At 37.0% G+C, this 14,387-nt stretch carries 9 protein-coding genes; 3 read left to right on the forward strand and 6 right to left on the reverse strand.

Annotated elements, in window-relative coordinates; all coding sequences use genetic code 11:
* Window positions 1-18: 18 nt before the first annotated feature.
* From FLS47_RS00905 to FLS47_RS00915, 3 genes are all read right to left on the reverse strand, one after another.
* Window positions 19-957, reverse strand: a complete 939-nt coding sequence (locus tag FLS47_RS00905; protein ID WP_149912519.1) for an aspartate carbamoyltransferase catalytic subunit — start codon at window positions 955-957, stop codon at window positions 19-21.
* Window positions 958-983: 26 nt separating this feature from the next.
* Window positions 984-1,529, reverse strand: a complete 546-nt coding sequence (gene pyrR / locus FLS47_RS00910) for a bifunctional pyr operon transcriptional regulator/uracil phosphoribosyltransferase PyrR (protein WP_149912520.1) — start codon at window positions 1,527-1,529, stop codon at window positions 984-986.
* 136 nt (window positions 1,530-1,665) lie between these two features.
* Window positions 1,666-4,692, reverse strand: a complete 3,027-nt coding sequence (locus tag FLS47_RS00915) for a glycosyltransferase family 117 protein (RefSeq protein WP_223225074.1) — start codon at window positions 4,690-4,692, stop codon at window positions 1,666-1,668.
* Window positions 4,693-5,480: 788 nt separating this feature from the next.
* On the opposite strand from FLS47_RS00915, the gene FLS47_RS00920 reads away from it, so the two are divergent.
* Window positions 5,481-6,437: a ribose-phosphate pyrophosphokinase gene (locus tag FLS47_RS00920; RefSeq protein WP_149912521.1), complete on the forward strand. Its 957-nt coding sequence runs from the start codon at window positions 5,481-5,483 to the stop codon at window positions 6,435-6,437.
* 337 nt (window positions 6,438-6,774) lie between these two features.
* On the opposite strand, the gene FLS47_RS00925 is transcribed toward FLS47_RS00920, so the two are convergent.
* Genes FLS47_RS00925 through FLS47_RS00935 form a run of 3 tightly spaced genes read right to left on the reverse strand, consistent with a single transcriptional unit; the run spans window position 6,775 to window position 12,731 of the window.
* Window positions 6,775-10,173: a 3-keto-disaccharide hydrolase gene (locus tag FLS47_RS00925; protein WP_149912522.1), complete on the reverse strand. Its 3,399-nt coding sequence runs from the start codon at window positions 10,171-10,173 to the stop codon at window positions 6,775-6,777.
* A gap of 12 nt (window positions 10,174-10,185) precedes the next feature.
* Window positions 10,186-11,451 (reverse strand): Gfo/Idh/MocA family oxidoreductase, encoded by a 1,266-nt coding sequence (locus FLS47_RS00930; RefSeq protein ID WP_149912523.1) that lies wholly within the window; start codon window positions 11,449-11,451, stop codon window positions 10,186-10,188.
* A 29-nt stretch (window positions 11,452-11,480) separates the two neighbouring features.
* Window positions 11,481-12,731: an ROK family protein gene (locus FLS47_RS00935; protein ID WP_149912524.1), complete on the reverse strand. Its 1,251-nt coding sequence runs from the start codon at window positions 12,729-12,731 to the stop codon at window positions 11,481-11,483.
* A 256-nt stretch (window positions 12,732-12,987) separates the two neighbouring features.
* Between FLS47_RS00935 and FLS47_RS00940 the strand changes: the two genes are divergently transcribed.
* A complete protein-coding gene (locus tag FLS47_RS00940; protein ID WP_149912525.1) occupies window positions 12,988-13,587 on the forward strand; it encodes a 50S ribosomal protein L25/general stress protein Ctc in 600 nt (199 codons plus the stop codon).
* Window positions 13,588-13,673: 86 nt separating this feature from the next.
* Window positions 13,674-14,237, forward strand: a complete 564-nt coding sequence (gene pth, locus FLS47_RS00945; protein ID WP_149912526.1) for an aminoacyl-tRNA hydrolase — start codon at window positions 13,674-13,676, stop codon at window positions 14,235-14,237.
* Window positions 14,238-14,387 lie beyond the last annotated feature (150 nt).

Consider the following 14,387-nt stretch of genomic DNA (forward strand, 5'->3'; position numbering starts at 1 on the left):
AAAGAGAGGTTAATAACCTTAACCTCTCTTTCCTGCTAGCAAGTATAAAACTGCCATACGTACCGCAACACCATTTTCGACTTGGTCGAGAATAATCGAATGCGTACTATCAGCCACATCTGATGTAATCTCCACCCCTCTATTAATAGGCCCTGGATGCATAATTGTAATTTCTTTATCTAGCGAATCCAAGATTTCTTTGTTCAATCCATACAACATCGAATACTCACGCAAAGATGGAAAATATGCAATATCTTGACGCTCCAACTGGATGCGCAACATATTCGCCACATCACACCAATTCAATGCTTTCATTAAATCGTGTTCTACTTTTACACCTAATGAAGCTATGTATTTTGGAATAAGAGTTGTTGGCCCACAAACCATCACTTCAGCGCCTTGTTTTTGTAAACACAAAATATTCGACAACGCCACACGCGAGTGTAAGATATCACCTATGATTGCAACTTTGCGACCTGCCAAATCTCCATATTTCTCACGAATAGAAAAAGAATCCAGCAATGCTTGTGTAGGATGCTCATGTGCCCCATCACCAGCATTGACGATTTGTGCGTCCACATGTTTGCTTAAAAATACGCCCGCACCAGCATACGGATGACGCATCACAATCATGTCAACTTTCATCGCCAAAATATTGTTGACCGTATCAATCAATGTTTCCCCTTTGCTTACTGATGATGAAGATGCTGCAAAATTGATTGTATCAGCGGAAAGACGTTTCTCTGCTAATTCAAATGATAAACGTGTACGTGTAGAATTTTCAAAGAAAACATTAGCAATTGTGATGTCTCTTAACGAAGGAACTTTCTTAATCGGACGATTAAGGACATCCTTAAAATTTGCTGCTGTATCTAAAATTAATTGAATATCATGCTCAGTTAGGTCTTTGATGCCTAATAAGTGGCGTGTACTTAACTGTTCTGTTGTTGTTGGCATTGTAACTACTATTTTCGCTGAAAAAATTATTTTTTGTCCGTAATCAATACGATGCTATCTTCCTGATCTACCTCTTCCCAACTCACAATTACTTTTTGCGAGTCGATAGAATCCACTTGAATTCCAATATAATCGGGCTGAATAGGGATTTGTCTCGAGAATCGGCGGTCTACCAAACATAAAAGTTCGATACGCTCCGAGCGACCAAATGCTTGTATAGCGTCCATCGCTGAACGAATAGTACGACCTGTCCAAAGTACGTCATCGACAAAAATCACATTCTTACCTTCCACAATAAAATCAATCTGTGTGCTGTTAGCGAGTAAAGGTGAGTTGCCTTTAAGGCGAAAATCATCGCGAAAAAATGTAATATCCAAGATACCTGTATCTACATCTTTGCCCAACATTTCTTTCAATTCCTTGGCGATACGTTTAGCCAAAAAAGTTCCACGCGGCTGGATACCGACAAGTGCTGAATTCGAGAAATCTCCGTGATTTTCAATCAATTGTTGACACAATCTTTTGATTGTAATTTGAAACTTAGGACCGTCTAATAAAATCGATTGTTTCATTATAGGATTATTTGGACAAAAATAGGCTTTTTTATTCAGAGTTGGAATAAAAAATGGAAACTCAGCTTAGCAAAGCTTGCCAAAAGCAAAAAAGGATGTCTTTCGACATCCCTTTTCATAAATATTTAAATTCGGATTATTCTCCGAAGAAATAACCGTATTGTTTCCACAGTTCATCTGCTGCTTTTTGAACATCAGCATCTTTGTATTGTTCACCCATCATTTTTAGACGTTGCAAACCTACTAATGCTAAACGTACATTACGCTCCGAAGACAAATCTTTGATGTACTGATTCGACGCAAAATAATGCATATTTTCTTTGATGTAATTCAAATTACGTAAGGTAATTTCTTTTGCTTTCGCTGATTCACCCGTTTGGTACATTGCATCCAATAAAGGTACATAGCTCATTGGCTCACTCATTTGATATACTTTTTTCGGAAGATTATCATAGGCTTTCAGCACTACATCATGCGCTTCTTTTTTCTTACCAGCTTGCAATAAGTTTTGAGCAGTTTCACCAAAGATTGAACTTGTATAGAATGTCAAATAACGGTATGTATCCGGATCCAAATACTTCGAGTTAGCAATATTTCCAAACTTATATTTGTTCATGATTTTATCATAAACCGCATCTGTATGTTGAATTGCTCCTTGTTCTGCGTCAGTCACATTTGTATTCACCGGAATCAAACGTAAGGCAAAACCTTCTGACACCAAATATTTGTCCAATCCCAAGTAGAATTGTTGAGGTGTAGTTGTCGTGAAATAAATCGGACGTTCCCAATTGTTATTTGCCAAGATAGACAATACCGACAGTTCAGCGCGCGAAACATAGCCCATTGGATACGTAAACGTCAATGAATCTACAATCGAATCTTGCCATATTGTCGGAACAGCTTTATTTGTTAATACAGCTTGCTTATCTACTTGTAACTTCAAATTTTTAGTAGGAAGTATATTGATATTCTCACCAGATTGCGTTTGCATTTTGTTTTCTGGATCATCTGATAACATTATTTCCAATGCCGCTCTTAAATCCACATTACCAGGGATTTTGTAATCGTAGTAGTAAATCACATCGCGCACGCCGTCTTTAATTTTTTCTGGATCAATATTAATTGGCAAGGCATCCGCATCATTGACCTTTTTCATCATTTGACGCATATACCAATCCGAAGAAAGCAAACTCAAATTCACCACACGTACATCCGTACGAATTCCTTCCACCTCTTGCAAATACCACAATGGATAGGTATCATTATCACCATAAGAGAACAAAATAGCATTTGGTTCTACAGATTCTAAATAGTTTAAAGCCATGTCACGCGACAAAGATTTTTCCGATCTATCGTGATCATCCCAGTTTTGTGAAGCCAATAATACTGGACCTGCCAAGACGCCTAATGCAGTCACACCGATAGCAGCAGATTTCGCATTTACTTTCTTAGACAAAAATTCCCATAAGGCAATTATTCCAAGTCCAATCCAAATGGAAAAGGCATAGAATGATCCTGCATACGCATAATCACGTTCACGAGGTTGCAATGGAGATTGATTTAAATATAATACAATCGCCAAACCCGTAAAGAAGAACAAAAGCATCACGACTAAAGCATCTTTTTGTTTTTTACCAAAATGCCAATACGCACCTATTATTCCAAGAATAAAAGGTAGGAAGAAGTATGTATTGCGCGAAGGATTTTCCTTCTCCGAAGTTGGCAAAGCATTTTGCCCGCCTACTAGCACATTATCAATCGGAGTGATACCCGAAATCCAGTTCCCTTCTAACGTAGAGCCATGACCTTGTACATCATTCTGTCTACCTACGAAATTCCACATGAAATAACGGAAGTACATATGTCCAATTTGATATCCAAAGAAAAATTTCAAGTTGTCTGAAAATGTAGGTTTTTCTTCTGGTCCTAAATTCAAATATTGTCTATAGAAATTCGCATGTTCTCCTCTATCTGAGTAAATACGAGGGAAAATTGTTTCACTATCGTAACTGTATTTTGTCTTTTTACGAGCAACAACGTACTTATCCTTGTCTTTGCGGTATACATTTCCAGCATCAAAAGCATCAGTTGGTTTTGCATCAAAATACTTTCCTTTAAACAAAGGCTCATCACCGTATTGTTCGCGGTTAAGGTAACTTAAAAAAGTGAACGCATTATCCGGATCGGAGTTATTTAACGTAGGATCCGCTTTTGCACGAATAGTAATCATCGCAAAAGAACTGTATCCGAAGATAATGAAACCCAAAGAAACTAAAGCAATATTCAAGATTGGCTTTACTTTCTTGATTGAATACCAGATTCCGAAAATTAAACCGCCCAACACCAATAAAGCAAAGAACGTAACTCCTGTACCAAACCCAAATCCTAAAGTATTCACAAAGAATAAATCAGTGAAGGCAGCAAACTTAATCAAGTACTGTATAACACCCCATAAGATAAAGCCTAACACCACAACACCCAACAAAAATGCTTTTAAAGCACCTCCCTTGGTTACTTGTTTCGTTTTTCTGAAATATATAACTAACGCAATAGCAGGTATTACCAATAGATTCAATAAATGGACACCGATAGATAATCCCATTACATAAGCGATGAAGATCAACCAACGATCAGCGCCTTCTTCGTCTGCACGTACCTCCCACTTCAATATCGCCCAAAATACTACAGCCGTACATAAAGAAGACATGGCATATACTTCAGATTCTACAGCAGAAAACCAAAATGTATCTGAAAAAGCATATGCTAATGCACCGACTAAACCAGCTCCCATCACGACTATTGTTTGTGTTGAAGTCGGAGAAGTCGTAAGATTTGCATTGCCTAGAAATATTTTGCGACCTAAGGCAGTGATAGACCAAAACAAAAAGAGAATTGTCAATCCTGAACTGACAGCAGAACCTACGTTCATCCAATATGCGATTTGCGATTTGTCACCCATCGCCATATTTGAAAATATGTTTTGGATCATTAAGAACAAAGGAGCACCAGGTTGATGCACAATTTGCATCTTATAGGCTGAAGCGATAAACTCACCACAGTCCCACCAGCTCGCTGTTCGCTCAGCAGTAACGACATAAACAAGTGTTGCTACAATAGCACAAAGCCATCCTAGCAGATTGTTAATCTTATTGTAATTCATCATATATGTATATTGCGATATAGAATAATTGATTTTAATAAATTACTTGTTATTTGATTAGAAACATATAATCTATCCAAATCAAGTCATAAACAGTTGTCTGTTTACAAACTCGCTTCGAAAATAAGGAATACATTTCTACAAATGAATAAATAAATAACATTTTAACACAGCTTTACACTTTATCGCACCAAAAATCAATCCCACCATCAAGTGAGTGAAAAAATATTCCATTGAAAATCAACAGAGATACAAATTTGGAGTCAAAAAAATTTGTTGGGTTGAAAAATCAGCGTATATTTGCATCGTCAAACAAGGAAACAACGACACATAAAGTTTGAACGTGTTTGTCCGATAGTATAAGGGTAGTACGACAGTTTTTGGTACTGTTTGTCTTGGTTCGAATCCAGGTCGGACAACGAAAGAGAGTTACATTTGTAACTCTCTTTTTTGTTTACAAGAAATAAAAAAAATAAAAATATTTTGGCTTTTTGATTGGAGTTTGTATCTTTGCACAAGAAATGAAAATCTAATCTTTTTTAGAAAGTCATTTTGATGATTGTCCGATAGTATAAGGGTAGTACGACAGTTTTTGGTACTGTTTGTCTTGGTTCGAATCCAGGTCGGACAACATAAAGAGAGTTACATATTTTGTAGCTCTCTTTTTATTTTTACGCTATTTCCATAACCTATTAAATGTCTTTTTATTTCTCACTATAGTCTTTCTATTTTCAATTGTATTTATCTAACTTTGTCCATCATTCATAAAAACATATAAATACAACAACACCATGCCTTTGCAATTTAACACGGTTAAATTATTTGCAGGTTCAGGAACACAAGAACTAGCAGAAAAAATCGCCCACTCGTACGGGAAAGCTTTAGGAGAGAAGACACTATCGAAATTCAGTGACGGCGAGATCCAACCGTTCTACAATGAATCTGTAAGAGGAAGTGACGTTTTCCTAATCCAATCTACCAACCAACCTACCGACAATCTTTTAGAATTATTATTGATGATCGACGCAGCGAAGAGAGCTTCTGCTCACTATATCACTGCTGTAGTGCCTTATTTTGGCTTTGCTCGTCAAGATCGTAAAGATAAACCTCGTGTAGCGATTGGTGCTAAAATGATTGCAAACTTAATCACAGCTGCTGGTGCTAGCCGTATTATGACGATGGATCTTCACGCTGCGCAAATCCAAGGATTCTTTGATATTCCTGTAGATCATTTGGATGGATCAGTAATTTTTGTTCCTTACATCAAGTCATTGAATCTTCCTAATTTGACTATCGCATCTCCAGACATGGGTGGCTCGTACCGCGCACGTACATTTGCTAAATTCTTCAACGCGGAAGTTATTATCTGTGACAAACGTCGTAAACGCGCAAATGAAATCGAATCGATGTCAATTATCGGTGATGTAACAGGTCAAGATGTGGTATTAATTGATGATATCTGTGATACTGCAGGTACACTTTCTAAAGCTGCTGCATTAATCATGGAAAATGGTGCTAACTCGGTAAGAGCGGTATGTACGCACGCTGTATTATCTGGTAAAGCATATGATACTATCGAAAATTCAGTATTAACTGAAATGATCGTTACAGATACTATTAAATTAGACGCTGAAAAAGCTAAAAACTCAACGAAAATCAAAGTATTGTCTACAGCAGATTTATTTGCTAAAGCAATCAAAAGTGTAAATCAGCACTCTTCGATTTCTGATTTATTTGATGTTGACTAATTAAGCTATAATATATTATACAACAAGGGCTGAAATGAAAATTTCAGCCCTTGTTGTGTTAATTCACCTTTTCCTTTTATCTCACTCAAATTATCCGTTTCTTAATATAAAAAATGTCACTTAGTCGCAAAGTATAAGCCTCACGTTTAGATCTCTAGCTGTACCATTCCTGCTCGAAAGTAAAGCTTAACAACGTATCTTAACTAAGTCCTCAAAAGTAACTCAATATTAATTATCAGTATAAGCTTGTGCTAGCTTAAGAAGTTTCAAACAAAAAATAATAAAGCCGACAAAATTAAATTTGCCGGCTTTATATATTGTATTAAAGGTAGATTGTTTACAAACTTTTCACACGAATATTTCTAAAGAAAACTTCGGTACCATGACCTAAGAAACCAATGTGACCTGTCGTTCTTTTTAATCCTGGATGATCTTTTTTGTCTGCAGCACCATTTTTAGTTGCTTCTTTCATATCTCCATCCACAATCACTTTTCCATTAAGGGTAACTTTGATTTTAGAACCTTGCACACGAATCTCTTGCTCGTTCCATTCACCAAGCGGTTTTAACGCGCCACGCTTAGCAGCAATGATGCCATACACCGAACCATGGTATTGATAAGGAGCTAGATTCTTATAAACATCAGCATTGTCATCCAAAATCTGAATTTCATGTCCCAAGTAAGCAGCGTCACCTTCTATTGGCGTACGAATGCCAACACCATTATTTGCACCTGGAGTTAATTTAAATTCAAAACGATAAACAAAATCGCTGTACTCATTTTTAGTGTAGATATTTCTGCCAAATTTAGCATCCGGATTAGAACGTAATACCCCTTCCCCAGTGATCTCATACGCCGTAGATGATGTCCACTTATCTAAATTAGTGCCGTCAAATAACATTTCAAAGCCTTCTTCCTTCTCCGCATCACTCAATGTATAGGTTACTTTGCGTGGCAATTCTTTAATAAAAATATCTCTGTACCATACGCGAGAACCATGCGCTTGTAGTTCGATTTGTTCTGTCGGGAATATAGACTGATTTCTGTCCCAATAGTTCTCTAATGTTACATTATCAACTACTAATTCACCATTTAACCAAACCCAAACTTTCTCGCCCACCATCTTGATTTTCATGTTATTCCATTCACCAAGCGGATTGTCTGCAACTTTGGATGGTTTTGACTCGTGCTTTTGATTGTTATACAATCCACCAGAACCCACCTGAGCACCTACATCAGTACGGGAGATATCCCACATCTGAACTTGCGGAGTTCCTCTCAGATACACACCTGCATCAGGCTCTTTTCCATTTTTGTCTAATTTCCAATCTAGTATTAATTCGAAATCACCGTAATGTTTTACAGTAGCAATATTATCTCCATGCCCCGAAAAAACTAAAGAACCATCTTCAGCCTTCCAATTTTCGCGCATCTTTTTATCAGCTATTTCTTGTTTAGCAGCTAATTCTTTAGCACTCATTTGAGCACGTTTGATCGGATTTTCAACCAGACCTTTCCAACCTGTCAAATCTTTACCATTAAACATAGATACATAACTCTCCCCTTTTGGCATTTCTGCCAAATGACGTACGATTGCTTCACGCAAATATGAGCTTTCACTTCCAGAAAGGTTATTCTGTGCTTTTTCAAGCCATTGACGAACATCTGTTCCGATGAATGATTTATTGTCTGCAGTAATATTCATCACTACATCTGTCGCTGTACCTTTCAAGTCTTTGTCTTCTAGGAATCTACTTGCAAATGCTAAAGCAGAATACGTTCCTGTCGCTCTTAAACTTCCTAATGCAGTATTTTTTTGTCTTGTATTTTGCGCATATTCAAATGCATCTTTCAACAAAATCGTTTTCTGGTCGTTGTTTACTTTACTTGCATTCAATTGTCTGATAAAACCATCAAAAACTGTACTAAACAATGTCGCATCTTTTTCTGTACGCAACAAGGCAGTTAATGCATCTAAAGATGATGTATTTGACCAGCTAGCCAAAGCTTTGATCGCATCTGCACGTAATGGATTATCTTGACCGATATAGTTTGTGATTGTTTTTAACGATTCGTCACTACCTTCTCCCGCAAAAATCGGAAAGTAGCGCGCTGATGATGGCGCCAATGAACGAGAAATATTCGCTGAAAGTCGCTTCACAATATTAGCTTTGTCTGCATTATTTTGCAACGCCACGATTGCAGCTTGCTGTGCAGCATTTACATCTTTTGCGTCAGCTTTACCTAAAACCTCTATGATTTTATCAAAATCATTATCATTCACCACATTTGGTAAAGCAGTGTATGCTGCCGCCTTAACGGTGCTATTTGAAGAATTTAATAGGCTGAATATTTGTGCAGCTGAATTTGGATTTGATCGTTTTGACAATACATCCAATAATGCCAATTGTGTTTTTTCGTCAGCAGATCCAATTACTTTATTCACCACATCAATAGTTTGCGCATTTTTTGATGTTAATAATAAAGTTTTCAAAACATCTGCTTCTTTAGTTGACGCTGTAGCTAACTGACCGATTAAGAATTCCGTATTTGCGCCTTCTGTCAATGCCGACAAAGTATTGTATGCTGCAATCTTAGCCTCTTCACCTTTTAATTTTGGCAAACTTTTTTCAATTACCGCAATAGACGCTTTAGAGTCTTTGGTTCTTAAAAAGTTAAAAACACTTTCTTGTCCTTGAGCATCCAATTTTAACAAGGATGAAGCAATTTTCTTCATATCTGAGGCTGAAGCTCCTTTGCCCAACAAGCCCAAAGCTACATTACGCAAAATAGGATTATTGCTCGACGAAATCTTCAATAGCTCTTTACGTTGTTTTGAAGGCTGAAGTCTTGACAATAATTCTAAAGCCGCAACTTTCGCACCTATTGCAGATTCACCGTTTGCTTCTTTGTATACGCGAGTTGCAACTTGCGTAGCTAAGTTTTGATTGTTATTCTTCGCTAGATTATTCGCGAATTCAATCAACAAAGAAGATGCATTTGTACGGTCAAAACCAAATCCAACAGACTTTGCTTTGTTATACAACACTTCGTATGTTTTCTGACCACCAAATTTACTTAACGCGGTGAATGCATTTCTTTGGAAATTATCCGAAGATAATTGACCTATTAATTCAATAATTCGCGCTTCTGCATCTTGATTTTTGACTTCGCTTAATGCACCAATAATCGCTGTAGCCGTCTTTTCAGTAACATTTCCTTTTAAAGCTTTATTTAATGCATCTGATGATTCTTTGGTATCGATTGCGCTCAAAACTCGAGCAGCTTTTTCTGCTAGATAATCATCCGTCAAGAAAGCAGAAACTTTAGCAACAGCTTCATTCTTAGCACAAAATTTCAACAATTCCAATACATATCCTTTGTTGTCTTTATCCTTTACTTGGTCTAAAGCCAATAACAAGCCATTTGCGTATTTTTCACGAGCTGCATCCTTGCCAGGCTGCATCACATAAAAAGCATATGAATTTGTCGCATATTCAACAGTTGCATTCGGACCACCTTGTGGTTTTAAGGTAACTAATAATGCAGCTACATCTTCTGGCGTAAAATTCTCTAATTCTTTCATAGCCAATAAGAACTTTGATTGTTCTTCCGCTGGCTGCTGGGCTAATACATCAGCAATTTTAGTAGCTGTTGTACGACCCGAAGGTTGTTGCGCATATGACGCAGTTTGCAACAACAATAATATAGATAGGGTGTTAAAAATTCTTTTCATGGGTTGATATAATTACATTGTCCAAGGACCTCTCATAGGTTGATCGATCAAACGATTCGCTGCTTCATCATTCACAAATTCTTGTTTTTCTGAATCAAAGTGTAAAGTGCGATTCAAACGCAAAGCCGCCAAACCTAGATTTACTAATGTACTCGAGTAGTATCCATTCTCTTCGTTCAATGCAAATTTTTGACGTGTACGTACAGCTTCAACAAAATCAGTCATTTGAGGTGCTGGATCTGGATATTGTGCCAACTTACGTTCTAAATCTGGAATATCAGATTTGAAACCTCTATATAATTTTCCTTTTGGTCCTTCGATATAAGCCTTACCAACTTCACTTCCTTCACCATCTAAGATGATTTGACAACCGTCTGCAAATGTATACGTGATTTTTCTCCACGTACCTACCGCATCCGAATGTTGTTGTGGAGCATCCACTTCTACTTTTACAGGACTCTCGTTATCTTTCCCTAAGAAATATTGGACAGGATCCAAATAATGTTGTCCCATATCACCTAGACCACCACCATCGTAATCCCAATATCCACGGAATGTCGTATGCACGCGGTGTGTACTATATGGTTTGTAAGGCGCTGGCCCCAACCACATTTCGTAATCCAATTCTTTTGGTGCTTGCTCTACAGGAAGATTTTCTTTTCCTACCCAATAGAATTTCCAATCGAAACCTGTATGCTTACTGATTGTTACTTTCAATGGCCAACCCAACATACCTGTATCTACTACTTTTTTGATTTTTTTTACAGGCACATTCATACCATAAAAATTGGAATCAAAACGGAACCAAGTATTTAATCTGAAGATGTTGCCATGTTGTGCAATTGCTTCTTTTACCTTTTTACCTTCACCGATGGTACGTGTCATTGGCTTCTCACACCAAATATCTTTTCCTGATCGTGCAGCCTCAAGAGCCATCAAACCATGCCAGTGCGGAGGAGTTGCGATATGGACGATGTCTACTTCTGGATTTTGAATCAAATCTCTGAAATCATGATGCTCTTTTACACCACCACCTAGTGCTTTTTGTGCTAACGCTAAATGTCTAGAATCGACATCACAGATAGCTACAGTTTTCGTGCCTGCGTAACCAAAGTGACCTCTTCCCATAGAACCTACCCCAATCACTCCTTTTGTAAGATGATCGGAAGGAGCCAAGTACCCTTTGCCCAGAACAAATCTTGGAACAATTGTAAAGGCAGCAGCTCCAATCAATGATTTTTTGATAAAATCACGTCTTGAAGAATTTTGTTTGTCCATATCTTAAATAATTAATTTTATAAATGAGTTTAGTTATTCGTTATTAATGCGTCGAGATTACTTTTGAAATAATCTACAACCGTATATCTTACCAATCCTTGCGCATAGCCATTTTCGCCCAACGAAGACACTTGTATTTCACATTTTTGTCTAATTGCATTCATTGTATATTTGTTTAAACTTTGTTGAATAGGAATTGTAATTAATGAACCTGCCTTTGCAAATTTTCCACTTAGCACTACTGATTCGGGGTTTAAAATTTGAATCAATAAGGATATTGCCTTTCCTAAGTTATTACCCAGATTCGCAATCAAATCAATTGCATATTGATCTCCTTGATTTGCTACTTTTATAATGTGTTGTGGCTGAAGATCCGAGACATTAGGTAAGTTCTTCAATAAAGTAGGAATTCCTTTTTCGATGTCTTGACGCGCTTGATTTACAAGGAATATTCCGGAAGCAATTGTTTCTAGACACCCTCTTTTGCCGCAATAGCACAAATCGCCCTCATCCACAAATACCATGTGCCCCATTTCACCAGCGAAACCTTCATTGCCCATATAAACTTTACCGTCTATGATAACACCAAGTCCGATACCCCAATCCATCAAAATGACAAGTACATTCTCTCTATTTTGTGCAGCCCCATAAGCCAATTCACTCAATGCTGCACCCTTGACATCGTTGATGACCGCTACGTGTTTTCCTAATTTCTGCTTCAGGTAGGCTGAAATATTAAAAGTATTGTTACTATAGAAAGTTTGGTTTGTTCCTTGTTTGTAATTAATAAGACCTGGCATGCTCAACCCAATGGCAGAAATATATTGCTCATCAATCTGCATGTCCGTATAGTACTGCTTTATGACCTGTACCAGGTCATCTATATCTTTTTCGTCTGTGCTAATTTCGAAGGGATATGATTTGCGTTCGAATAATATATTGTTATTATTGTCCATGACAACCATGCGCACAGAAAAACGCTCTATTTCAACACATAACACATTGAATACACCATCACTCAGCTGATAAAGTATAGGCTTACGGCCACCGATAGACTCTCCCTTTTCTTTGGAAACTAATAGTTTTCGTTCGTGCAGATCTAGCACTAGATTATTCATTGTCGGAAAACTAAGACCAACATCTTGGACAAGCTCACCTAAAGTGAGCATTTCTTTGTCGAAAAGCGTCATCATCAACTTTACTTTGTTTAAAGCTGACTTACGTTTGATCGTAGTTTTCGCTGAACCAACTTCTTTTAATAAATCCTCTAGTAGACTCATAATATAGGTTATGCTCAAAAGTAGTAAAACAGATTATACAAATGAAAAAAAATATATATATAACAAAAACTTTACTAAAAATTTTAATCAAGTATGCGTAAATCAACAACTAATTAAAACCCATACTTATTATTATTAAAGTGCTCCACTTCACAATTTTTCTTTTGTAAAAGTCTTTCACATAAAAAGTTAATTAATCATTGTTAAGACAGATTTAATGATTATCTTTGCACCTCAAAATTTATATATTTTTAATATGAAATCAATTGCTATTAGCGGTTCTGTAAGACAGAACGTAGGGAAAAGAGATGCAAAAGGATTGCGTTACGAAGGACAAGTTCCTGCAGTTCTTTATGGTGGTACTACACAAACTCACCTTTCTGTATCCGCAGCTGATTTGAAAGCAGTTCTTTACACTCCAGATGTTGTTATCGTTGAGTTAAACTTCGATGGAAAAACTGTAAGAGCTATCGTTCAAGACGCGCAATTCCACCCATTAACTGATTTAGTTACTCATATTGACTTTTTAGAATTATTTGATGACAAAGAAGTATCATTAAATATTCCTATTAAATTAACAGGAACTTCTCCAGGTGTGAAAATGGGGGGTAAATTAGTTCAAAAATTACGTAAACTACGTGTTAAAGCATTACCTAACAACTTGCCTCAAGTTATCGAAGTTCCTATGGAATCTTTAGAAGTTGGTAAATCTTTCCGCGTTGACCAAGTAAAATTAGAGAACGCAAAAGTATTAAACAACGCTGACGATACTATCGTATCTGTAATCATGTCACGTGCATTACGTCAAGCAGAGCAAGAAGCAGCTAAAGCGGCTAAAGGCGGTAAGAAAAAATAATTTTTTCCAGCTGGCAAAAATGGAGGGCATCGAAATATCGATGCCCTTTTTTCGTAGCATATGAAATCATTTTTTAACTTTGTACCATGAATTTTTTGATTGTTGGTCTCGGAAATATCGGCAGCGAATATGCCGATACTCGACATAATATTGGTTTTATGGTGGCGGATGAATTGGCTAAGCAGGCAGGCAGCACTTGGTCATTATTAAAACATGCGTACTACACAGAATTCAAACTACGTAGCCATAATGTGTATGTGATAAAACCAACCACTTATATGAACTTAAGCGGCAAAGCTGTGAATTATTGGATGCAACAATTAAAAGTTCCAATTGACAATGTGTTAGTGATAGTGGATGATCTAGCGATACCTTTTGGATCACTACGTATTAAACCTAAAGGTTCTGCCGCCGGACACAATGGTCTTAAATCCATTGAAGCACTTTGCGGCGGTCAAAATTACCCAAGACTACGCTTTGGTATAGGAGACAATTACCCCAAAGGAAGACAAGTCGACTATGTGCTGGGACCTTTTGATAAAGAAGAGCAAAAAGAATTACCTGCTTTAATTGAACATTCCGTTAAGATGGTACATTCATTCGTAAGTATCGGGATTGGACTTACAATGACAAACTTGAATACGAAGTAAGTATTTTCTTCTATAAGACAATGAAGAGGCTGTCTCAAAATAGGCAGCCTCTTTTTTGTATTTTATCACTCATATTATTTGCTTTAATCACCTGATTTTCATATCTTTAAGCTGCAATCAGATTGTTTTATGAGCAAAAGAGTACCTGTT

The sequence above is a fragment of the Sphingobacterium cavernae genome, assembly GCF_008520265.1.
Classification (GTDB): Bacteria; Bacteroidota; Bacteroidia; order Sphingobacteriales; family Sphingobacteriaceae; genus Sphingobacterium; species Sphingobacterium cavernae.